We start from the raw sequence: 22,150 nt of genomic DNA on the forward strand, positions 1-22,150 counted from the left end.
TGAAAGGGAAGAAGGGTGCATGCACGAGATGTGCCGCGCGCGCGTTTGCAATGCATGGGCCGGTCGGGTTGAGGGTGCATGCCGCGTGGTTGCGAAGGTGCCGACATCCGGTGAACGCCGTGGTTCGATCGTACCGACACAGTATCTGTGCGGGCCGGCCGCGCGCATCATAGGGCAAAGCCGCACACACTTGCCGAACGAACACGACAGGACCGCCATGACAGTTGGAAGGCAGACAGGCTGCTGATGCGCAATCCACCCGATTCCCCAAGGTTTGCGCCCCACGCGCGCGCCATGCCGCCGCGCTGGCGCGGCTCCGCCGGCCGCATCGCCGCGGCCGCGGGCATGGTCTTCATTGGGCTGGTGCTGGTGCTGCAATGGCTGCGCGGCGATCTATGGTGGGTGGATGCGCAACTGAGCGCCTATCTGCACGGCCCGTATGGCCTGTTGCTGCGCACCGCCTACTGCCTGTTGGCCGCCACGATGGCGTGGCTGGCGCTGGGCCTGTATGCGGCATTGGCGCCGGCCGCGCGCAGCCGCACCGTGCTGGGTTTGTTCTGGATGGCCGCAGTGGGCCTGTGCATGGTCTCGATCGGGGACAGCTGGATGCCCGAGCTGGCACCGGAGGCAGCGGCGATGGTGCATGTGCTGTCGGCGGATACGACGTTTCTGTGCGTGATTGCCGCGGTGTTGCTGCAGTCGTGGTACTTCCGACGCGATGTGCGGTGGCGTGCGCACTTCCTTCGGCCTTTCTGCTGGGCTGGGCCGCGTTTGCGGTGTTGCTGTTCCATGTCACGGTGACGAGCGCACCTCTGGGCACCAGCCAGAAGATCGCCATCGTGCTGATCGTGGTGTGGATGGTGCGCGCGGGCACCGTGTTGGCGCGCTGCGAGCGCGACGGGGCTGCACGTCTGCCGCATTCGCGGGACAATGCAGGGGTCAATCAACCGTAGGAAGCCTGAAATGCTGCAGCGATTCGATGCGGGTCCGCGTATGTCCGAAATGACCGTCCATGCCGGCGTGTGTTACCTGGCCGGCCAGATTGCCGAGGACACCAGCCAGGACATCACCGGGCAGACCCGCCAGGTGCTGGGCGAGATCGACAAGCTGCTGGCGCTGGCGGCCAGCGACAAGACCAAGATCCTGCGGGCGGAAATCTTCCTCGCCGACATCGCCGATTTCGATGGCATGAACAAGGCCTGGGACGAGTGGGTGCCGCACGGCTTCACGCCTGCCCGCGCCACCGTTGAAGCCAAGTTGGCGCGGCCGGAGTGGAAGGTGGAAATCGTGGTGACCGCTGCGGCGGGCTGAGCGCGCCACTGGGTGCGGCGCTTGAAGCGGCGCGCGATGGCACGCACCGCTTCAGCGCAACCAAGTGACTGCTGCGCGGTTATCGCAGTGCGCGCACGTATGCACGCACGGTGCATGGTGGCCTGCAGTCATGTTCGCAACCACTGCCGGCGCTGCAGTCAGCGCTTGACGAAGCGGTAATGCGCCACACCCCATTCGCGGCCTTGGTCGTAGCCGAACAATTCCGCGCATGCCAGCCAGAACATCCGCCAGCGCTGCCACCAGCGCTGCGCATCGTCGCCGTAGGTCTGCTTCAGCAGCGGCATGATCTGGTCGCGGTGGCGGTCCTGGTTTTCCAGCCAGGCGTTGGCGGTCTTTTCGTAATGCTCGCCCGACAGCACCCAGCGTTGTTCGATCACCACATCTTGCTGGAAATGCAGCAGGGTATCGGCCGCCGGCATCAGCCCGCCGGTGAAAAAGTGCCGGCCCATCCAGTTGTCTTCGCCTGCCACTTCGAACGGGTAGGCCAGATCGCGGTGGCAAAAAATGTGCACGAACAGCTTGCCGCCCGGTGCCAGCCAGCTGCCGACGCGCGCGAGCAACTCGCGGTAGTTGCGCATGTGCTCGAACATTTCCACTGACACCACGCGATCGAAGTCGCCCGGTGGCAGGGTCAGCGCGTTGACGTCGGCAGTGATCACCTGCACGTTGCCCAGCCCGCGGATGCGGCACTGCTCGAGGATATGCGCGCGCTGCGGGCGTGAGTTGGAGACTGCCGTGATGCTGGCATTCGGATAGCGCTCGGCCATCCACAGCGTCAACGAGCCCCAGCCGCAGCCTAATTCCAGGATGCGCTGTCCATCGGCCAGCTCGGCGCGTTCGCCGTACAGCGCCAGCATGCGTTCTTCGGCGGCATCCAGAGTGGGCGTGGTGGCGTCCCAATAGCAGCTGCTGTACTTGAGCCGGCGGCCCAGGCACAGGGTGAAGAACTGCGGCGGCAATTCGTAATGCTGGCGATTGGCCGCATCGGTTTCGATCGCGATTGCGCTGGCGCGCAGGCTGTCGATGAAGGCGCGCTGGCGCTCGCCGTTGGCATCGGCATCGTTGCCGCGCTCATCGCGCAGGCGCTGCGCACATAGGCGACGGATGCCGTAGCGCAAGACCGCATCGGGCAGCACGCCGGATTCGGCGAGCCGCGTGGCGAAGGCTTCTTCGGGCTGCGCGGAGGGCGGGACGATAACGGTAGACATGCAACTCTCCAGGCAAATCAGGACGAAGGGGGAAGCGGAAAGAACGCGCTGGTGCTGCGCTGGTACTGGGCATAGTCCTCGCCACGCGAGCGCAGCGCCTGTTGCTCGGTGTAAGGAATGCCGGTGAAGCGATACAGAAACACGAACATCACCACCGGCCCGAGCGCGCACAGCGCCACCGGCCACGGGCCTGCACCGACGGCCAGCGCCAGATACGCGAACCAGTGCACGAACTCGAAAAAGTAATTTGGGTGGCGCGAATAACGCCATAGTCCGGCGCGACAGGTCTTGCCGCGATTGGCCGGGTTGGCCTTGTGCGCCGACAGCTGCCGGTCCGCCAATGCCTCGCCACCGACTGCGATCAACCACACGACGATCGCGATGCCTGTCCATGCGCTCCATTGCGCGTTTGGGTTGCTCGCAGCGGCCAGGAACGGCACCGCAAATAGCACCACCACCACCGCCTGGGCCAGGAAAAAGCCAAGGAACTTGCTCTGGCTGCCGTTCCAATGTTCGCGCAACGCGCGGTAGCGGCCGTCTTCGTGCGGGTCACCGAACACGCGCACCCCCAGATGCAGCGCCAGACGCGCGCCCCACACGCCCCCAAGCACCGCCACCAGCACGCGCGGCAGCACCGCGCCATCGGACATCCACGCACAATACGGCGCAGCCACCGCCAGGCAGCCCGCCCACAACACATCGACCGGGCCGGCGTTGCCGCTGCGACGCTGCCATAGCCAGCCGATCACCATCACCACGCTTGCGAATACGCCCACATGCAGCAGCGGCCAGGCATTCATTGCAGTTCTCCAGTGGGGTCATCGGGCAATGGTCGCGCCAGCCGGCGTGCATACAGCGACAACACGCCGCAGGCCACGCCCCAGCCGATGCCCACGGCAAGCACGGCATGCAGGTAAGGCGCTTGAAATTCCACCGCATGCCAGCTGCGTTGCGCCAGCCAGTACGAAAACGGCCCGAAGATGGCGCCCAGCAGCACCGCCAGCCACGGCCGCTGCATTGCCGTGGCCAGCGAATGGTTGAGGGTGAGCGCAAAGCCCAGCCACAACGCCAGGATCCACGGCGGCGCCAGCAGGCTGCCCGGCCACGGCGCGGCGTAGCGCACCCAATTGCCCGCGGCGAGCGTGGTGTCCAGCAGCAAGCCCAGCGATAAGGCTGCCACCACTAACTGCACGTCGCCGGGCGCGCGTCGCGATGGCCACAGCTGGTACAGCGCAAATGCGGCCAGCACCAGCAGCGTTGGCCAGATGCGCGCATGCGCAGCGGAACTGACCGCTACCAGCCACAGCACCTGCAGGCCGAGGTAGTTGCCGAGCTGCTTCATGCGTCGGCGGCAAGGCCCGGTACGAACTGCGGCGGGCGCGCACCGGGCTTGCTCAGCCACAAATGCACATCGCCGATCGAGCGTTCCAGAAAACCGGCTTCGCAATAGGCCAGGTAAAACTCCCACATGCGGATGAAGCGCTCGTCGTAACCCAGCGCACGCACCTGCGGCAACTGCGCCATGAAACGCTGCCGCCACGCGCGCAAGGTCAGCGCGTAGCTCGGGCCGATGTCTTCCAGATTGAACAGGCGCAGATCGCTGGCGCGCGCGATCGCGCCGGTCATCGCCGCAACCGAAGGAATGAAGCTGCCCGGGAAAATATGCCGTTTGATGAAGTCCACCGAGTGCAGCGCCTGCTTGTAGCGGTGGTCTTCGATGGTGATGGCCTGGATCAGCGCTTCGCCATCGTCCGCCAGCAGGCTGCCGACCTTGGCGAAGTAGGTGTCCAGATACTGGTGGCCGATGGCTTCGATCATCTCGATCGAGACCACGCGGTCGAAGCGGCCTTCCAGGTCGCGGTAGTCGCGCAACAGCACCGTCACCCGATCGCTCAGCCCTGCCGCGGCGATGCGTTGGTTGGCCAGCTCGAACTGCTCGCGCGAAATGGTGGTGGTGGTAACGCGGCAGCCGTGTTCGCGTGCGGCGTGCAGCGCGAAGCCGCCCCAGCCGGTGCCGATCTCCACCACATGATGGTGCGGCGCCAGGCGCAGTTTCTGGCAGATGCGTTCGAGCTTGCGGGTTGCTGCGCGCTCCAGCGCCGCTTCGCCCTGCGCCTCTTCGCCATCGACGAAGATGGCCGACGAGTACATCAGGTTTTCATCCAGGAACAGCTTGAACAGCGGGTTGCCCAGATCGTAATGCGCGGCGATATTGCGCCGGCTGCCGCTGCGGGTATTGCGCGCAAACGCATGCAGGCTGCGCATGGCCCAGCCGCCCAAACGCGCGGTGCCGGTCTCCATCGCGTCCAGCCGCTCGCGGTTGCGCAGCAGCAGCCGCATCAACGCCACCAGGTCGTCGCACTGCCATTGCCCGTCCATATACGACTCGCCCGCACCGACGCTGCCGTTGAGCGCCGCCTGCCGATAGAAGCCGGGATCGATCACGCGCAACTGCATCTGCAAGGCCTGCGCGCCAGTGGCCGTGCCAAGTGTGGTGACGGTGCCGGCTTCGTGCAGCTGCAGTTGCCCATCGCGCAACTCGCCAAGCGTGGCCAGCAGGCGCTTGCGCAGCAGGCGGTCCGTCCAGGAGGCCGCGCGCGGCGCGGCGTGATCGGGCAGGGACGTGGCGTTCATCGGGGTTCTCGCACAGGCGGGTGAGGGTGGTCGTGGACGGGGTTGCCGCGCAGCCACAGGCGCAGGGCCTGCCAGTGGATGGCGACCACCACCCACACCGTCATCAACGGATAGGCCAGCAACGTGCGCGCCAGGTTGCGCGCGGTGAGCGGTTGACGCTGCAGCACCAAGGTGGCGTCGAAGCGGCGCGTGCCGCTGTTGTCGATGGAACCGCCGGCATCGTCGCCAACGGTGTCCAGCACATCCATGTGCACGCGCAACTGCGCATCCGGCACGCTGAAGCGCCAGTCGTAGCAGTGCTGCATGCCCATGAACGGCGAAACGTGGAAGCGCTTGTCGAAGCGCCACGCGTGCACATCGCGATGTGTGCGCGCCTGCGCGACCGGCAGCACGTAGGTGTGGCGCTGCTGCCAGGGGGTGTTGGTGATTTCGGCCACGATCCAGCGCAGGCTGTCGTGGCGATCGAAGCAATAGTAGAAGCTGACCGGGTTGAACACGTGGCCGAAATAACGTAGGTGCGTCAACAGCCGGATCGCGCCTTCGGGGCGCTCGCCGGTATGCGTCTGCACGCAGTCGCGCACGGCCTGGTCCAGCGGAATGTTGGCATCGCCCAGATAGTCGCTGCGCCGGAACTGCGCCAGATTGGCGCGCCCCACCGACCACAACCAGCGTCGTGCGAACACCTGGTCCAGCTCGGACAGATCCAGGTACATCAGGAACAGGCGATAGCGAAAGTGCAACGCCTTGGGCATGAAGCGCCGGTGTCGCACCCAGCCGGTGTAGATCGCGCTGCGCAACGGCCCCGCCACGCGACCGGCACCGCTGCCCTCGGCAGGGGGCAACGGCACCGCGTCGTGGTGGGCGTCGCGCAGCAGCTGCATCACCAATGCACTCCCAGGCCATGCGCGACGTCCACGCCGCTGCGCAGGCCGTCTTCGTGGAAACCGAAGCCCCACGCGGCGCCGGCAAACCAGGTGTGCTGCACGCCCTGGATGTCGGCCTTGCGCGCTTGTGCCGCCACTGCCGCCGCGTTCTGTACCGGATGGCGGTAGCGCATGCGCCGCAGCACCTTGCCGGGGTCGATCTCGTGATTACGATTGAGGCTGACGATGAACGGCTGCGGTGACGCGATCGACTGCAGTGCGTTCATCCAGTAGCTCACCGTGCAGGCGGCATCCGGGTCGGCCGGCACGTGCGCGTTCCATGCGGCCCAGGCGCGCCGGTCGCGCGGCAGCACGCTGGCATCGGTGTGCAGCACGGTATCGTTGTCCTGGTAGGTGATGCCGCCCAGGATGTGTCGTTCGGCCGGCGTGGCGTCGCTGAGCAGACCCAGCGCATCGTCGGCATGGCAGGCCAGCACCACGTGGTCGAAATGTTCCTCGCAATGCGAAGCTTTCACTACCACGCCATTGGGCGTGCGGCGGATCGACTGTACCGGCGTGGACAGGCGCTCGATCACCTGCCAGCGCCGCCGCAGCGCACGCACATAGCTGTTGGACCCGCCACGCACCACCTGCCACTGCGGGCGCCCGCTCAGTTGCAGCATGTGGTGATTGGCCATGAAACCGATCAACTGGCCCATCGGAAATTCGAGAATGGTCTGCGAGGGCGAGGACCACAGCGCGGAGGCCATCGGCACCAGGTGCTGGTCGCGGAACGCATCCGAATAGCCGTGCCGCTGCAGATACGCGCCCAGCGTGCTGAAACGCTCGTCGCTGTGCAGCACCGCCGGTGCTTGGCGATAGAAGCGGCGCAGGTCGGCCAGCATGCCCCAGAAGCGCGGACTGACTAGGTTGCGGCGCTGGCAGAACAATCCGCCCAGGCTGCCGGCGTTGTATTCGAGACCGCTGCGTGCATCGTGGACCGAAAAGCTCATCGTGGTCGGCTGCGCGGCCACGTCCAGCTCGGCGAACATGCGGGTGAGCAGCGGGTAATGCTGCGGATTGAACACGATGAAGCCGCTGTCCACCGCGTAACGCTGACCGTCCAGGTCGATGTCGTGCGTGTGCGTATGCCCGCCCAGATAATCGGCGGCCTCGAATAAGGTGACCTCGTAGCGCCGCGACAACAGCCACGCTGCACCGAGGCCGGCGATTCCGCTGCCGACCACGGCAATTCTGCCCTCGCTCATCGTTTCACCCGTTCGGCGCGCTGGGTGAGCAGCTTCGGCATCGGCTTGAGGTCCCACACCAGCCCCACCCACGACATCGCGGTGAGTCCGTACCAGGTCATGTCGTATTCCCACCATCGCAATCCCTGGCGCGCCGAGCCGGGAAAGAAATGGTGATTGTTGTGCCAGCCTTCGCCGAAGGTGAGCAATGCCAGCAGCCAATTGTTGCGGCTGTCGTCGCGGGTGTCGAAGCGCCGGCTGCCGAAACGATGCGCCAGCGAGTTGATGGTGAAGGTGGCATGGAACAACGCCACGGTGGAGATCACAAAGCCCCACACCAGCAACTGCGCACCGCTGGTCTCCAGCGCGGGCGCAGCTACTGCCAGCCAGTTGCCGAGCAGGTAGAGGCCTAGCGCCAGCAGCACCGGCATCACGATGTCGAAGCGGTCCAGAAAGCGCAGTTCGGCAAAACGGCGCAGGTCGGGGATCACTTCCCAGTCGGTGCGGAAATTGCGCGGGGTCAGGAACCAGCCGGTATGGCTCCACCAGAAGCCGTGCTGCGCCGGCGAATGCGGATCGCGCCCGGTGTCGGTATGCCGATGGTGGTTGCGATGATGCGCCGCCCACCACAACGGCCCGCGCTGCACGCAGGTGGCCCCGATGGCGGCGAACACGAACTGCAACACTCGCGAAGTCTTGAAGGCGCGGTGCGAAAAATAGCGGTGATAAAACCCGGTGAGCGCGAACATGCGCAGCGCGTACAACGCCACGGCCATGCCCACCGCAAACCAGGACGCACCGACCCAGAACACTGCCAGGCAGGCCAGGTGCAACGCGATAAAGGGCACCGCACGTAGCCAGTCGATGCGATCGGCACGCGCTGGGTCCAGGGGCTCGTTGGTTTGCGAATCCACCCAGCGACGCAGGCTGCCGACCCGTGCGGCCAGGCCGCCGCGTGGCGGTGCGGTGGCGGGCTGCGGCGCTGCGGCGTGAGGGTCCAGGCCAGTGCTCGGCACGCGTGATTCTCCATAGGTAGTCGTGACCCAGTACGGACGCTGCCGGCAAACAGATGCACCAGGCCGCTTGATCGTCGCATGCATGGGTGGGGTTCGCTTGGCGTTGCGAATGAATCGCGCAGCTGCGCACACATTGCCCGCGCCAGCGCATACCGGCGTGGATGAGGCTGTTTTGGAAGGCCTCGCCTGCGACGTGCCCGCAGGCGAGGCTAGGCGCGTTGGATCAGGGAGCCATCGCCAGCGTGCTGATGCCGCCCTTAGCCACCACCGTACCGGTGGCAACGCCACCGGGCGCGCCACCCGGCGGCTCCAGCGTGACGGCCAGAATGGCTTCGTTGCTCAACATGGGCATCAACTGATCAGGAATCTGCGCACGGCGTGCACGTTGATCGTCGAAGGTCCCCATCGAATGCGCCTTGCCATCGGGGGTGATCAGCCACAGCTCCGGCACCTTGTCGGCGGTGGCGGTGCGGTCCAACGGCGTCACCGTGATGGTGTGCTTGTCGGCGTCCATCAAGGCCACATAACCCGGGCGACCGTCTTCGGTGGCCAGGGTCGAGGTCATGGCGATCCCGGTCGCGGCAGGGGGATTGGTCGCAGGCGGGGGGACCGGGGTCTGCACCACCTCGCCAGTGGGCGGCGGCTGCACCGGTGCCGGCGGCGTACGCACGTTGAGCAGGGCGAGCACGCAGACCGCTGCAGTGGCCAGGCCACCGACGCTGGCCCAACGCCAGAACCGCACGCTGTTCCACAACGGCGCCGCAGGCGCGGACGTGCCGACCGGCGCTGCAGAAGGCACCGCGCGTAAGGGCGTATCGAAGCCCAGCGCCTGGCGCACGCGCACCCACACCTGATCCGGCGGCGTCTGCGCGACGATTTCTTCCAGCAGCGGCGACAGCAGTTCCTGCCACTGCAGCACTGCCTGGGCGAACTGGCCGTCGGTGGCGATGCGTTGTTCGGCCGCCAGGCGTTCTTCCGCGCTCAGCAGGCCAAGCACGTATTCGCCGGCAAGCACGTCGCGTGGCGGTTCCTGGTCGATGGGAAAGGGCGTACTCATCGTTCCAGACATGCCTTGAGTTTGGCCAGACCCCGACGGATCCAGCTCTTGACCGTGCCGATCGGCGTATCGGTGCGCGCGGCGAGTTCTTCGTAGGTGATGCCTTCGAAGAACGCCGTGCGAATCAACTCGCTGCGCGGCGGTTCCAGCTCGGCCAGGCAGTGATCGATGCGCCGGCGCGTGCTGGCGCGCTCGGTGCGATCCAGCGGCGAGGCATCGCTGGCACGCAGTTCGCCGGCATCGTCCAGCGCCACGTTGCGGCGCTGCGGCGCGTTGGCGCGCAGATGGTCGATGGCCTTGTTGCGCGCGATCATCGCCAGCCACGTGAGCCCGCGTGCGCGGCTCGGGTCGAACTGTCCGGCCTTGTGCCAGATCAGCGTGAACACGTCCTGCAGCACCTCTTCGGCTTCGGCACGTTGCGGGATCATCCGCAGGCACACGCCGAACAGCTTGGCGGAGGTTTGCCGATACAGCGCTTCGAAAGCATGCCGGTCGCCGCCGGCGGTTGCGGTCAGCAGGCGTCCGGTCTCATCGTCGTCGTGGCCAGGAATGGCACTCATGCGGTCGGGCGTTGGGTGAGGTGGGGGCGATGCTACCGGACTGGGCCGAGCGTGTCTTTCACTTACGCTGGAACCACAGCAGCACCGCGGCAAGCAACAACAAGATCTCCACCCCGGCAAGCGCAACAGTGGGCGCAGAGACCGGCCACAAGCGCGAGAGCGAGACGCTGCGGAACAGCACGATGGGGGCATAGAACGCCAGGGCGACCACCAGGCCGGTGCGGGCTTGGTCGATCCACGCGAAGTAGCCGAACAGGAACGCCATGCCCAGCTGCAGCCCGCCGTAGATGACCAGATACTCCGACTGCCCGGCCGGCGAGAGCTGGGTATAGCCCACGGCCGTTGCGGTCTTGGCTGGAGAGAGCGTGCACCACACCGCCAGAACGAAATAGAGCACTGCATTGATCCAGAGATAGGCTTTTGCCACGACGCTGCTCCTGTACGGGGAATGGGTGCCCGGGCCGTTGTACGCAAGCGCGCGTGGTCGGACGTGAAGATGGCGCGGGCGTGCGTCACGAGGCGCTGCACGACGTGGCCAGCGGTTGCTCGCGCGCTTCGCGCAATTCCTCGGCACTGGCCGCGCGCGCAGGGGTGTCCGGGAACACGATGCGCACGTGCGGATAGTGGCCGTTCGCATCGCGCAGATTGCCGACCCCGCGGAACTCGAGCAGCCGCTTGTCGGCGAGCGAATAACGCACCTCCAGCGATGGCACTGCCGCGCCGTACCAGGCATCCAGACTGATGCGGAAGCGCCGCTGGCCGTCGGCATCGCCCAGGCGTTCGACCCGGAAGCCCACCTGCCGCTGCAGGCTGGGCAGCACGAAGTCCACCTTTTGCGGCGCGCGTGCGATGGCGTCCCACTGCTCGCGCAGATAGGCGTCGAACCCGGCATCGATCACCCGCGCGCCGGCGCCAGGCGGCAGCGCGGTGCGGCGTTCGGGTTTGCCTGGGGCGAGCTGATACATTTCGCGAACACCGTCGCGTTGGCGCACGCCTTCGCGATATCCGTCGCGTCCATCGATCAGGCTGAAGTCGGGCGAGCTGCCGCCGCCGTCGACCTGCTTGCGCGCAAACGCTCGCCCGTCCGGGCAGCGGTACAGCACCAGCCGCCCGCCATCGTCGAGCAACCAGTGCGACTCGCGATACCGCAACGCGCCGCTGTCGCCATCGAAGGCATCGCCGTCCACCCGCGTCACCGCGGCCGCGCCGAGCGGCAGGCTGCCCAGCACCAGCAGCAACAACGGCGGAATCGGCCGGCAACGGACGGTGAGCGCGGCGAGGGTGGCGGCAAGTGGACGCATCGGCGGATCCTCGATGGGAGTGCCTACCAATACGGGCGCGGCCGCAGCACGGATGCGCCGGCTGCGTCAGGGCGTTCCTGACGGCGCTGGCGCGGTTGGCCTATGGAGTAGTTGGTGATGGCGCTGGCAGTGCTGCAGCGTCACGGCGTCGTGTGGCAACCGGTGCTCTTGCCGCATGGGCGAGCGAGAGTGACGACAAGCGTGGTGGCACATGCCAGGCGCGCGCGCGTGGTGCAAGGTTTCGAACGGTGGGTGCATGCGCGCAGCGCGATCAGGTTGTCCTGCGCAGTCTGCGGTTAGCTCATTGCCACCGGTCCGCAGCGTGGCGCCGCGACATGCCGGTGGCGCAGGTCTGCATGCGCATGCGACTGGCGCGCAGCCGATGCGGTCGTACCCCGGAGATTCGGACGACTGCCAGGCCGCTTGCGGCGGTGTCGATGTTCTTCGTGCCGGCCTTCCAACCTGGATGCGGCAGCGCACTGATCGAGCGGGGCTCGCCTGCGTGTCGTGCAGCTTGAATCCGCCTGTCGCAGCGGGTGGTCATGCTGGCATGCGCGCCAATCCACGACCACGCAGGCACCGACTGGGCGCGGTATCGCGCTGGCCGCCGCGCTCAGCCGGTTGGATGCAACGCGATGCAATCCACCGGGCAAGCCGGCAGGCACAGTTCGCAACCGGTGCACAATGGCGCGATCACCGTATGCATGTGCTTGGCGCCGCCGACGATGGCATCCACGGGGCAAGCCTGGATGCACTTGGTGCAGCCGATGCAGTCGGCTTCCACGATCCAGGCCACCTGCGGCAGTTTATGTACCCCGCGACTGCGATCGTAGGGACGTGCCGGCACGCCCAGCACCTGCGCCAATGCGCGTGCCCCGGCATCGCCGCCGGGCGGGCAGTGATCGATCGACGCCTGGCCCTCTGCCATCGCCTGCGCATACGGACGACAGCCGTCATACCCGCATTGCCCGCATTGGGTCTGCGGCAGCAGGCGGTCGAGGCGTTCGACCAGATCGGGAGCAGGGGCGGGCGTCGCGGCCATCTCAGTGCAGCAAATTGCCGCGATACCAGCGTTGTTGCGCAAGTGCGAGCATCGGTTTGTCTTCGCGGCTGTCGCCATACGCGTGCACGCAGTCGTACCGATGCAAGTCGTAGTGACTGCGAATCCGCGCGACCTTGTGCGGCCCGCAGTCGCCATCGGCATAGCGCCCGCTCAGCACGCCTGCAGCGTGTTCGAGCCGATTGCAGATCAGCGACAGCCCGTGCCGGGTGCACCACGGTTGCAGATACAGATCCAGCGACGCCGACACCAGCACCACTTCATGCCCCTGCGCCTGGTGCCAGTCGATGCGTTGCATCATCTCCCCGCGCAGCATGCCCGGCAGCGCAGTGCGCGCGTACTCGGCGCCATGCGCTTCCATCTCATCGAGCGAGCGGCCGCTGAAAACCAGCCGCGTCACCCGCGCGCGCAGTGCGGCTGCAGACACCACACCCATCCGGAACCCCAGCACCCATGGCCCCGCCTGCCATCTCGCTGCCGCAACCTGTGCCGGCGTTGCCACCTTGCGCAGGAAACGCCCATAGCTGTCGCAGGTGGTGATGGTGTGGTCGAAGTCGAACAGGGCCAGGTGCATGGGGGCTGGGATTGGGGAGTCGTGAGTCGGGATTGGTTAAAAGCGCGGTGACTGATTGTTCCCTTCTCCCTCGTGCTGGAGAAGGTGCCCCGCAGGGGCGGATGAGGGCACGCGCGAAGCCACGTGCAGTTACAACGACACTAGAGCTTCGCCCCGTACCCTCACCCCAACCCCTCTCCCGCAGGAGAGGGGCTTCACGCCCCGGACCGCATGGAAACAGGAGCTTGGTATCGGGCTTCTTTAAAACCCCGCACTAGTCAAAGATCGACGACGCATCAAATTTGTCTTGGGTCAGCAAGTCAGGTTTGGCTTTTACCAATCCCAAATCCCAACTCCCCAATCGCGTTACCTGACCGGCATGCCCGGCTGTGCGCCGCTGTCGGCATCCAGCAGCGCCAGGGCGCCGCCGTCGAAGCCGGCCGACAGGATCATGCCCTCGCTGATGCCGAAGCGCATCTTGCGTGGCGCCAGGTTGGCGATGAACACCACGCTGCGGCCCACCAACGTCTCCGGCTCGCCGTAGCTGCCACGGATGCCGGAGAAGATCTGCCGCTTGCCCAGTTCGCCGGCGTCCAGTTCGAAATGCAGCAACTTGTCCGAGCCGTCCACGAATTCGCACACCAGCACCTTGCCGATGCGCAGGTCGAGCTTGGCGAAATCGTCGATGCCGATGAGGCCGGGATTGGTGGTTTGGGATTCGGGATTCGCAACGGCGGCAGGCTTTGCGTCGGCCTTGCTCGGTGCGGACTTGGTGGTCGCAGCAGGTGCCGCAGGTGCGGCCATCGTGTCTTTGGAAGCGTCGGTCATGGCGTCGATCAGTTTGGGGTCGATACGGGTGAACAGGGCGGTGTAGGGCTGGATCGTGTGCGCCGTGAGCGGGCGGACCACGTCTTCCCAACTGGTCATCGGTGCCGACAGGAAGGCTTCGGCTTCGGCGCAGGTACGCGGCAGGATCGGCTTGAGCGCGGCCACCAGGATGCGAAACAGGTTCAGGCCCTGCGTGCACACCGACTGCAGCTGCGCATCGGCGCCGTCCTGCTTGGCGATCACCCATGGCTTGGTGTCGTCGATGTACTTATTGGCCTCGTCGGCCAGCGCCATGGTCTGGCGGATCGCGCTGGCTGCATCGTTGCGTTCGTAGGCCTCACGGATCGGCGCCAGCGCGGCGACGAAGCGGTCGTACTGCGCCGGGTCGGGCAGCGCCTCGGCCAGCTTGCCGTCGAAGCGCTTGCCGATGAAGCCGGCGCAACGGCTGGCCAGGTTGACGAACTTGCCCACCAGATCCGCATTGACCCGTGCGATGAAATCGCCCAGGTTCAGATCCAGATCGTCCACGCCGCCGGAGGACTTGGCGGCAAAGTAGTAACGCAGCGCCTCCGGTTCCAGGCCCACATCCAGGAAGGTCCGCGCCATCACAAAGGTGCCGCGCGACTTGGACATCTTGGCGCCGTCCACGGTCAGATAACCGTTGACGTGCAGGCGGGTCGGCGCGCGGTGGCCGGTGCCGTGCAGCACCGCCGGCCAGAACAGGCCGTGGAAATTGACGATGTCCTTGCCGATGAAATGATGCAGCTCGGTCTGCGTGCCGGCGACCAGATGCGCTTGGAAATCCTCGCCCATCTGCGCGCATAGCGTCTTGAAGCTGCACAGGTAGCCGATCGGCGCGTCCAGCCAAACGTAGAAATACTTGCCTGGCTGTCCGGGGATCTGGAAGCCGAAGTAGGGCGCATCGCGCGAGATATCCCACGCGCGCAGGCCGCCTTCGGCATCCAGCCATTCCTTGAGCTTGGCCTTGACGCCGGGCAATGCCACGTCGCCAGCCAGCCACTCACGCAGGAAACCGTCGAAATGGCCGACTTCGAAGAAGAAATGCTCCGAATCGCGCAGTTCCGGGGTGGCGCCGGAGATCACCGACTTCGGTTCCTTCAACTCGGTGGGCGAGTAGGTCGCACCGCAGACCTCGCAGTTGTCGCCGTACTGGTCGGGGCTGCCGCAGTTGGGGCAGATGCCCTTGATGTAGCGGTCCGGCAGGAACATGCCCTTGGCCGTGTCGTAGAACTGCGCCACCGAGCGCCGGCTGATGTGGCCTGCCGCCTCGAGCTTGGCGTAGAAGGCTTCGGTGAGCTCGCGATTGACCGGCGAATTGGTCGAATCGTAATGGTCGAAGGTCACCCCGAACGCGGCGAAATCGCGCTCGTGGCTGGCCTGGATGTTGGCGATGAAGGCTTCCGGGGTCACCCCGGCCCTCTCTGCAGCGAGCATGATCGGCGTGCCGTGGGTGTCGTCGGCACAGACGAACCAGGTCTTGTCGCCGCGCAACCGGCGCGCGCGCACCCAGATGTCGGCCTGGATGTAGCCGACCAGGTGGCCAAGATGCAGCGGGCCGTTGGCGTACGGCAGGGCAGTGGTGACGAGTGCGGTGCGGGTCATGGCAGGCGTAATGCGGGGGACACGCGATTATCGCATTAGTCGGGAAAGGGGCGGGAATGGGGAATGGGGATTCGGGAATCGGTAGAGGCAGGGTAAGTTTCTTGCGCTGTTGATGGGCGCCGGCCGTGGGAGCGCAATGGCGCTCACCCCTGCCTTTCAATTTTTCTCGCGGGCCGGCATTGCGGATTGGAGAACAAAAAAGGCGCCCCGAAGGACGCCTGCTCTGACGATTCCCGATTCCCCAATCCCGAATCCCGGCTACTCACGCACCCACGTCTGGGTACGGCCCAGCGCTTCGATGCCGACATAGCCGCGCATCTGCAGCTTCTTGCCGCCATCGGTGAGGGTGATCTTGGACTTGTAGGTCTTGCCCTTGGCCGGGTCGAGTACCGACCCGCCGCTCCACACCGCGGTGCCGTCGGGCTTGAGGCCCCACAGGATGGTCATGCCTTTGATCGGCTTGCCCTTGAGCGCGCCTTCGCACTTGTCGCAGACCGGGTTGGGCCCTTTGGACGACTGCAGGATCTCGACCACCTTGCCGCTCAGCGTGCCATTGGCGGCCTGCTCGATCTGCACCACCGATTTGGGCTTGCCGGTTTCATCGTCGATGGTCGTCCAGCGGCCCACCGGCGAATCGGCTGCATGGGCCATCAGCGAAGCGGCCGCCAGCGGCAGGGCGAGCAACAGGGTCTTGAAGGTCTTGCGCATGGTTCCCCTCCCAGGGTTTGCTAGGGCCGCCGTCGGCGGCCTGATCGCGAATGTATACCGCGGGGTATGGTGCGGGAAAGTCAGGGCGTTCAGTTTGAAACGGGGCAGCGCGATGCCGCCGTCGTCTGCTCGGCCATGAGGCGTGTTCGTCCCTGCTGGGTGACGATGCGGAACATTTCCACCTCGCACTCCTGCCCATGCGACAGGATGGTGGCGACATAATCCTGGCCGGTCTCAGGGACAAAGCTGCGGCTTACAGTACACAGCGGTGCGTTCATCACGCAGCGGTTGTCCATGCAGCCGCCTGCCGACAGGGAGAGGGTGATCGGCTCGCCTGCCTTGACCTGCGTTTCGGTTACGTAGCGTCCTCCGCTGACGGCAACGGCAGGTATCCCGATCTTCTGCCCTGCGCCGGTGCCGAACGGACCGGGCCGCGAGCCTGGTGCAATGCCGGCGCCACGTAGCGTTCCGCCGACGCATGTGCGGTTTGGATAAAGCACAGGTGCGGGTCGCTCGGTGACCAGGCGGACACGCGCACGCGGCCCATCGCGTGGCGCATCGAAGGTCGACAAGGAAATCTTCGCGCTGCGTGTCATCCCGCAGCCGGCCAGAAGCGCGACCAGCGCGGTGAGGAAAATGCGTCTAGTCGGCATGGCACTCGCCTGAAATCGGAACAACTTCCAGATCCGCCGGGGCAGCGCCGGTCTTGACGTCGATGACGGTGAGCAGACAACGTTGGTCATCGTAGAGCTGGCTGGCGACATAGTGCTCGCCAGGCGCGGGCGTGAATGCCAGCAGGTTGGTGCAATTGCTTGTGGTCAGGCTCCGACGACGCGAGTCGAGCGTTTGCACCATGCGTGCGCGTAAGAACAGCGGTCTATCGGGGACAACCGAATACGCCTCGCGAGACTGATTGTTGCTCAACTTCCCGAGTACGCCGTTGACGGGTGGCGTCAGTGCGCCCAGAAATCCGCCATGGACACCCTTTGCGCAGCTGGCATCGTCGAAGACATCGAAGTATTGGACCGGCTCGATCGGGATCGGGGCGGGCCTGGTGGGCTTGGCCAGCGTCAGGGTGGCGAACGGCTCGCCGGGTTTTGGCGCGACATAGCGCTTGGGGAAAAGAAAGCCGCAGCCGGCAAGCACGATCGCGATGGCGACAACGATGCGCAGGATGAAATGAAACATGCTTCAGGTCCGGCATGGCGTCTGTTGGTCTGTGCCGCATCCATGCCTGCGACGACGCTGCGGCGACATGCCGCCAGCGTCTCGATAACGGCCGCGCGCCCCTGCGCTTGAGTCACGTGGTCGACACCTTCACGAGGCGAAGTTCGGCGCGTGACGTGACGGGCACGCGTGCCTCACTGCACTGCAGTTGCGGCAGGCACAGGCGCTAGCCGATCTCGTACAGCTCCAGCGGCAACTCGTCCGGGTCTGCGAAGAAAGTAAAGCGGCGGCCGGTGTATTCGTCGATGCGGATGTCTTCGGTCGCCACAGCATGGGCGTTGAGATGCGCAACTGCCGCGTCCAGGTCGTCGACACGAAAGGCCAGGTGGCGCAAGCCGCGCGCTTCGGGGCGGCTGGGCCGCAGTGGCGCGTTGGGGAACGAGAACAGCTCGATCTGCCCGCCGTCGGGCAGCGCCAGATCCAGCTTCCACGAGTCGCGCGCCTGTCGGTAATGCTCGTCGAGCACACGCAGGCCCAAAATGTCGCAATAGAACCGTTTGGAGACCGCGTAGTCGCCGGCAATGATTGCCACGTGGTGAATGCCGGCGAGCATCATGCGGGGCTCCGATGAAGTGCCGTCGACCAGCCGCGCGGTGCCGGCACGCTCGAAGGCGCGTCGCACATAAAGTCAAGGCGCGGGCTTGCGATTGAAAACGCAGCAGCGTCGTCGCACGCAGGTTGCCGTGGCATCGGCAGGATTGTGGGCAAGTCCACAGCAGGCAGGCCGTGCGCGGATGTTTGCGGAGCTGGAAGGCGATGGTGCGGCATGTCGGAGGGCTGGCAGAAACCAGTCGGCAGCATAACCGCCCGCTCGTTAGCCGCAGGCCCCGGTTCACGGCGCGCGTACGGCTGTGCCCGTTCGCGCACGGTCGCAGGATGGCCGATCGACATCGGGCGGGAGCGATGCACTGCGGGTAACGCGGCGCCCTGTGCGTGCACATCGAGGACAGCACGGCTGATTTGCCAACGGCCACTGCACGGACCTGCAGTCCCGCATGCGCGATTCCTGGACGCAGGTGCGGAAGGGCAGCGCAGCGCTGTCCGCCGACATCCTCCGCGTGGCAGGCCGATCTCAGGGGTTTGCCGATGGGTTGCACTGTCGACGCAACCGATGCTGGACACCGATGTCGTACCGGTGCGCGTTTGCATGACGCCGCCGCGGCATCGTCCTTCCATGCCAACCGAGCCTGCCAATGTCCATTCTTGCGTTTCAACCGGAGTATCTCAAATCCATCCCCCAGGGCGTGCATGTGATCCGGCACCCGGCCGGCACGCTGCCCGATCGCGACGCGATCGTCGCGGCCTTGCCGCGCACCGGGCAGGGCACGCCGCAATTGCATTACGACACGCTGTGGATCGGCGGCGGCCACGGCGATGTCGACAACCAAGGAGCACCGACCAAGTTAAACGACTGCACAGGTGTCGAAAAGGTCACGAGCTTCATCGAGGATCTGGTCACCATCGGCATCCGCACGCCGGCGCTGATCGTCGATAGCTGCTTTTCGCTGGCCTGGCTGCCGCAATTTGCTCCCTTGCTCACCGAGGACGGCATGTTTGCCGGCTGGTCGAGCATCTGCAACAGCAATCGCATCGAATCGCTGACATCGGGCCAGTTGCCCGCGTTAGTGGAGCAGCTCGAGACCGCGCTGGCGCAAGTGACCACGGCCGCGTCCAGCCAGGTGGTCTACATCGCTCGCGACCGGGTGCTGATTCGCTATGGCCGGTTGACCGCGATCGGGGGCGTGATGACTGCCGGCGATATCGCCGATGCCGAGGCAACCCTCGCCCGCGTCGGCAAGGCGACCTGGCAGGGCAGGCCGCTGATCGCCACCGACCAGCGCATCGAGGACCGCACGCGGTTCATCGAACGCCTGCACCAGCTCTGACCGGCCTGTCACCGTCGCCCATCCGGTCATCCACCCAACACCAGAGGACTTTCTCCATGACGACCTATACCAACAACGGCACCGGCACGTTCAGCAGTGCCAGCAACGCGATCCGCAAGCATGTGCTCGACGACTACCTGGCGGCGAAGATCGCCAACCATCTCGGCATCCGCCGCAGCGAGGTCAACGACCGTACCGTGATCCAAGTGCCCGCCAACTACGCCAACAGCGAAGGCGTGATTTCGGGCATGGAACTGGTCAAAGGGCTGCGCGTGGACCTGCAGCGCGCGCAGGCCCACGACGGTAATACCTACGCGACCTGGCAGGTGCAGTGGGGCACCGGCAGCAACGGCAAAACCGGCGGTGCCTATGCCGGCGTGTTGATGCGGGTGGCGACCGACTTCACGTTCGCCGAGTTCCGCCAGGCGATGAGCGAGAGCTTCGGCTACACACCGGGCGCCTATTGCCGGCTCGATCCCTGACCGGCACCGCGAACGAACCGATCGGCAGCATCACCGCCCGCCAGTCAGAGGCGGGCCCTCGCCCACGGCTGGCCCGCACACGGCTGTGCCCGTCTGCGTGCGCGTGGCAGGATGCAGGTTCCCCCCGATCAGATACACCCATGCCCGAATCGCCACCGATCACCGCCCCGCAGTTCCAGCGCAGCATGCAGGTGCGCCATCTGGTAATGCTGTCGCTGGGCGGGGTGATCGGCACCGGCCTGTTCTTCAACACCGGGTACATCATTGCCAGTACCGGCGCGCTGGGCACGGTATTGGCGTATCTGATCGGCGCACTGGTGGTGTACCTGGTGATGCAATGCCTGGGCGAGCTGGCGGTGGCGATGCCGCAGACCGGTGCGTTTCACGTGTATGCCGCGCGTTACCTCGGCCCGGCGACTGGCTATGTGGTGGCATGGTTGTACTGGTTGACCTGGACGGTGGCATTGGGCTCGAGCCTGACTGCCGCAGCCTTCTGCATGCAGTACTGGTTTCCGCACAGCCCGGCGTGGCCGTGGTGCCTGCTGTTCTGCGCGCTGATCTTTGGCCTGAACACGGTGTCGGCGCGCTGGTTTGCCGAAGGCGAGTTCTGGTTTTCGTTGATCAAGGTGATCACCATCGTGGTGTTCATCGTGCTGGGCGGCGCGGCGGTGATCGGTCTGTTGCCGTTGGCCGATGGTTCGCCCGCACCCGGGTTGCGCCATCTGCGCGCCGACGGCTGGTTTGCGCACGGCACGCTGCCGATCTTGATGACGATGGTGGCGGTGAATTTCGCATTTTCCGGCACCGAGTTGATCGGCGTGGCGGCCGGCGAAACCGCCCAGCCCGCACGCGCGATTCCGCTGGCAATCCGCACCACGCTGGTGCGGCTGGTGGTGCTGTTCGTCGGCACGGTGCTGGTGCTGGCGGCGCTGCTTCCCGCCAAACAAGCGGCCGTGGACACCAGCCCGTTCGTGCGCGCCTTCGAGCTGTTTGGCATTCCCTATGCAGCCGACATCTTGAACGCGGTGATCCTCACCGCGATCCTGTCGGCAGCCAATTCCGGCCTGTATGCAGCCGCGCGCATGCTGTGGTCATTGGCCGATGCAGGCACGTTGCCGAGCGGCCTGGCGCGCTTGACCGGCCGCGGCATTCCATTGCGCGCCGTGTCGCTGAGCATGCTGGGCGGCTTGCTGGCGCTGCTCACCGGCGTGTATGCGGCCGACACCGTGTTCGTTGCGATCTCGGCGGTCTCGGGGTTTGCGGTGGTGGCGGTGTGGCTGAGCATCTGCGCGGCGCATTACCGTTTCCGTCGCCAACTGCTGCGCGATGGCGTTGCGCTGGAAACGCTGGCGTATCGTGCGCCGTGGTATCCGTGGACACCAATCCTGGTCGTTTTGCTGTGTCTGCTCGCCTGCATCGGGCTGGCATTCGATCCGCAGCAGCGCATTGCGCTGTGGTGCGGGATTCCGTTCGTCGCGCTGTGCTATGGCGCCTACGCACTGACCCAATGGCTTGCGGCCCGGAGACTGCACGCATGACGATTCTTCCACGCCAGCCGCGCGCCAATGCGCCTTTCAGCCAAGTCTTGCAGCACGACGGGTATGTGGTGCTGGATGGCGCGCTGGCCACCGAGCTGGAACAGCGCGGCTGCGATCTCAACGATGCGCTGTGGTCGGCGCGCGTGCTGATGGAGCAGCCGGAGCTGATCTATCAAGTGCATCGCGACTACTTCGCTGCCGGTGCGCAATGCGCGATCACCGCCAGTTATCAGGCCACGCCGCTGGGATTTGCCGCGCGTGGACTGGATCTGGCGCAATCGCAGGCGCTGATCGCGCGCAGCGTGCACCTGGCCGCGCAGGCACGCGCCGACCACTTGCAACTGCAGCCGGACGCTGCGCCGTTGTGGGTGGCCGGCTCGGTGGGGCCGTATGGCGCCTATCTGGCCGATGGCTCGGAATATCGGGGCGACTACGTCCTGCCGATCGAACACCTGATGGATTTCCATCGTCCGCGCATCGCAGCGCTGGCGGAGGCGGGCGTGGATCTGCTGGCTTGCGAGACGCTGCCATCGGCCAGCGAAATCGTGGCGCTGCGGCAGTTGCTGCAACACGAATTTCCGCAGCTGCATGCCTGGTTTTCCTTCACCTTGCGCGATGCGGCGCATCTGAGCGATGGCACGCCGCTGGCGCAGGTGGTGCCGGCGCTGGATGCCTGCGCGCAGGCGATCGCGGTGGGCATCAATTGCATTGCGCTGGATCAGGCGAGCGCTGCATTGCACAGCCTTGCGGCGCTGGCTGCGCTGCCGCTGGTGGTATATCCCAACTCGGGCGAGCACTACGACGCCAGCGACAAGCGCTGGCATGCCGGTCACGCGGCTGCGCTCACGTTGGCCGACCAGCATGCGCACTGGCTGGCGGCTGGCGCGCGCTTGATCGGTGGTTGCTGTCGCACCGCACCGCGCGATATCGCCGCGCTGGCGGCGGCGCGTGCGCGGGACTGACCCGACTTACGAACGCGCGCTCACCAGAGGCCAACCTGCCGTGACGGGTCAGCAGCGTCCAACCA

At 65.9% G+C, this 22,150-nt stretch carries 23 protein-coding genes and 1 pseudogene; 6 read left to right on the forward strand and 18 right to left on the reverse strand.

Translation table 11 applies throughout. The features are described from left to right. Nucleotides 1-246 precede the first annotated feature (246 nt). Both FLG15_RS06720 and FLG15_RS06725 read left to right on the forward strand, forming a co-directional pair. A pseudogene (locus FLG15_RS06720) lies at nucleotides 247-953 on the forward strand (DUF998 domain-containing protein). Between the two features lie 10 nt (nucleotides 954-963). Then, complete coding sequence (locus FLG15_RS06725; RefSeq protein WP_008578235.1) at nucleotides 964-1,311, forward strand: RidA family protein; 348 nt, start codon at nucleotides 964-966, stop codon at nucleotides 1,309-1,311. A 158-nt stretch (nucleotides 1,312-1,469) separates the two neighbouring features. On the opposite strand, the gene FLG15_RS06730 is transcribed toward FLG15_RS06725, so the two are convergent. The 18 genes from FLG15_RS06730 to gloA2 all read right to left on the reverse strand — a co-directional run bounded on the left by FLG15_RS06730 (nucleotide 1,470) and on the right by gloA2 (nucleotide 17,773). After that, nucleotides 1,470-2,540: an SAM-dependent methyltransferase gene (locus tag FLG15_RS06730; protein ID WP_057679752.1), complete on the reverse strand. Its 1,071-nt coding sequence runs from the start codon at nucleotides 2,538-2,540 to the stop codon at nucleotides 1,470-1,472. A 17-nt stretch (nucleotides 2,541-2,557) separates the two neighbouring features. Then, a complete protein-coding gene (locus tag FLG15_RS06735) occupies nucleotides 2,558-3,340 on the reverse strand; it encodes a DUF1295 domain-containing protein (RefSeq protein ID WP_057679753.1) in 783 nt (260 codons plus the stop codon). After that, a complete protein-coding gene (locus tag FLG15_RS06740) occupies nucleotides 3,337-3,882 on the reverse strand; it encodes a DUF2878 domain-containing protein (RefSeq protein ID WP_057679754.1) in 546 nt (181 codons plus the stop codon). The genes FLG15_RS06735 and FLG15_RS06740 overlap by 4 nt, the downstream gene beginning before the upstream one ends. Next, nucleotides 3,879-5,174: an SAM-dependent methyltransferase gene (locus FLG15_RS06745; RefSeq protein ID WP_057679755.1), complete on the reverse strand. Its 1,296-nt coding sequence runs from the start codon at nucleotides 5,172-5,174 to the stop codon at nucleotides 3,879-3,881. The genes FLG15_RS06740 and FLG15_RS06745 overlap by 4 nt, the downstream gene beginning before the upstream one ends. Further along, nucleotides 5,171-6,055 carry a DUF1365 domain-containing protein gene (locus FLG15_RS06750; RefSeq protein WP_209225466.1) on the reverse strand — a complete coding sequence of 295 codons (885 nt, stop codon included), beginning with the start codon at nucleotides 6,053-6,055 and terminating at the stop codon, nucleotides 5,171-5,173. Before FLG15_RS06750 ends, FLG15_RS06745 begins: the two co-directional genes overlap by 4 nt. Next, a complete protein-coding gene (locus tag FLG15_RS06755; protein WP_057679756.1) occupies nucleotides 6,055-7,305 on the reverse strand; it encodes an NAD(P)/FAD-dependent oxidoreductase in 1,251 nt (416 codons plus the stop codon). Before FLG15_RS06755 ends, FLG15_RS06750 begins: the two co-directional genes overlap by 1 nt. Further along, nucleotides 7,302-8,300 (reverse strand): acyl-CoA desaturase, encoded by a 999-nt coding sequence (locus tag FLG15_RS06760; protein ID WP_057679757.1) that lies wholly within the window; start codon nucleotides 8,298-8,300, stop codon nucleotides 7,302-7,304. Before FLG15_RS06760 ends, FLG15_RS06755 begins: the two co-directional genes overlap by 4 nt. A gap of 223 nt (nucleotides 8,301-8,523) precedes the next feature. Then, entirely contained in the window at nucleotides 8,524-9,357 is an 834-nt protein-coding gene (locus FLG15_RS06765; protein WP_057679758.1) for an anti-sigma factor, read from the reverse strand. Continuing rightward, nucleotides 9,354-9,917, reverse strand: a complete 564-nt coding sequence (locus FLG15_RS06770) for a sigma-70 family RNA polymerase sigma factor (RefSeq protein ID WP_003485439.1) — start codon at nucleotides 9,915-9,917, stop codon at nucleotides 9,354-9,356. The genes FLG15_RS06765 and FLG15_RS06770 overlap by 4 nt, the downstream gene beginning before the upstream one ends. A 58-nt stretch (nucleotides 9,918-9,975) precedes the next feature. Beyond that, complete coding sequence (locus FLG15_RS06775) at nucleotides 9,976-10,344, reverse strand: hypothetical protein (RefSeq protein ID WP_057686141.1); 369 nt, start codon at nucleotides 10,342-10,344, stop codon at nucleotides 9,976-9,978. Between the two features lie 85 nt (nucleotides 10,345-10,429). Continuing rightward, complete coding sequence (locus FLG15_RS06780; RefSeq protein WP_057679762.1) at nucleotides 10,430-11,218, reverse strand: hypothetical protein; 789 nt, start codon at nucleotides 11,216-11,218, stop codon at nucleotides 10,430-10,432. Between the two features lie 613 nt (nucleotides 11,219-11,831). Continuing rightward, on the reverse strand, nucleotides 11,832-12,260 hold the full coding sequence (gene rnfB / locus FLG15_RS06785) for an Rnf electron transport complex subunit RnfB (protein WP_057679759.1): 429 nt from the start codon (nucleotides 12,258-12,260) through the stop codon (nucleotides 11,832-11,834). A gap of 1 nt (nucleotide 12,261) precedes the next feature. Further along, nucleotides 12,262-12,852, reverse strand: a complete 591-nt coding sequence (locus tag FLG15_RS06790) for an HAD family hydrolase (protein ID WP_057679760.1) — start codon at nucleotides 12,850-12,852, stop codon at nucleotides 12,262-12,264. Nucleotides 12,853-13,197: 345 nt separating this feature from the next. After that, a complete protein-coding gene (metG, locus tag FLG15_RS06800; protein WP_057679311.1) occupies nucleotides 13,198-15,282 on the reverse strand; it encodes a methionine--tRNA ligase in 2,085 nt (694 codons plus the stop codon). A gap of 258 nt (nucleotides 15,283-15,540) precedes the next feature. Beyond that, nucleotides 15,541-15,990 (reverse strand): DUF2147 domain-containing protein, encoded by a 450-nt coding sequence (locus FLG15_RS06805; RefSeq protein WP_039574777.1) that lies wholly within the window; start codon nucleotides 15,988-15,990, stop codon nucleotides 15,541-15,543. 89 nt (nucleotides 15,991-16,079) lie between these two features. Continuing rightward, nucleotides 16,080-16,643, reverse strand: a complete 564-nt coding sequence (locus FLG15_RS06810) for a hypothetical protein (protein WP_057679312.1) — start codon at nucleotides 16,641-16,643, stop codon at nucleotides 16,080-16,082. Then, nucleotides 16,633-17,178 (reverse strand): hypothetical protein, encoded by a 546-nt coding sequence (locus tag FLG15_RS06815; protein ID WP_057679313.1) that lies wholly within the window; start codon nucleotides 17,176-17,178, stop codon nucleotides 16,633-16,635. Before FLG15_RS06815 ends, FLG15_RS06810 begins: the two co-directional genes overlap by 11 nt. A gap of 205 nt (nucleotides 17,179-17,383) precedes the next feature. Beyond that, entirely contained in the window at nucleotides 17,384-17,773 is a 390-nt protein-coding gene (gloA2, locus tag FLG15_RS06820) for an SMU1112c/YaeR family gloxylase I-like metalloprotein (RefSeq protein ID WP_057679324.1), read from the reverse strand. A 748-nt stretch (nucleotides 17,774-18,521) separates the two neighbouring features. On the opposite strand from gloA2, the gene FLG15_RS06825 reads away from it, so the two are divergent. The 4 genes from FLG15_RS06825 (at nucleotide 18,522) to mmuM (ending at nucleotide 22,085) form a co-directional block, all read left to right on the forward strand. Then, on the forward strand, nucleotides 18,522-19,103 hold the full coding sequence (locus FLG15_RS06825; RefSeq protein WP_170922373.1) for a hypothetical protein: 582 nt from the start codon (nucleotides 18,522-18,524) through the stop codon (nucleotides 19,101-19,103). A 56-nt stretch (nucleotides 19,104-19,159) separates the two neighbouring features. Then, nucleotides 19,160-19,585, forward strand: coding sequence for a hypothetical protein (locus FLG15_RS06830; protein WP_057679315.1), 426 nt, complete (start codon nucleotides 19,160-19,162; stop codon nucleotides 19,583-19,585). A gap of 140 nt (nucleotides 19,586-19,725) precedes the next feature. Further along, on the forward strand, nucleotides 19,726-21,123 hold the full coding sequence (gene mmuP, locus FLG15_RS06835; RefSeq protein ID WP_150145730.1) for an S-methylmethionine permease: 1,398 nt from the start codon (nucleotides 19,726-19,728) through the stop codon (nucleotides 21,121-21,123). Beyond that, complete coding sequence (gene mmuM / locus FLG15_RS06840; RefSeq protein ID WP_150145732.1) at nucleotides 21,120-22,085, forward strand: homocysteine S-methyltransferase; 966 nt, start codon at nucleotides 21,120-21,122, stop codon at nucleotides 22,083-22,085. The genes mmuP and mmuM overlap by 4 nt, the downstream gene beginning before the upstream one ends. Nucleotides 22,086-22,150 lie beyond the last annotated feature (65 nt).

The sequence above is a fragment of the Xanthomonas phaseoli pv. dieffenbachiae genome (assembly GCF_008639345.1).
Classification (GTDB): domain Bacteria; phylum Pseudomonadota; class Gammaproteobacteria; order Xanthomonadales; family Xanthomonadaceae; genus Xanthomonas; species Xanthomonas phaseoli.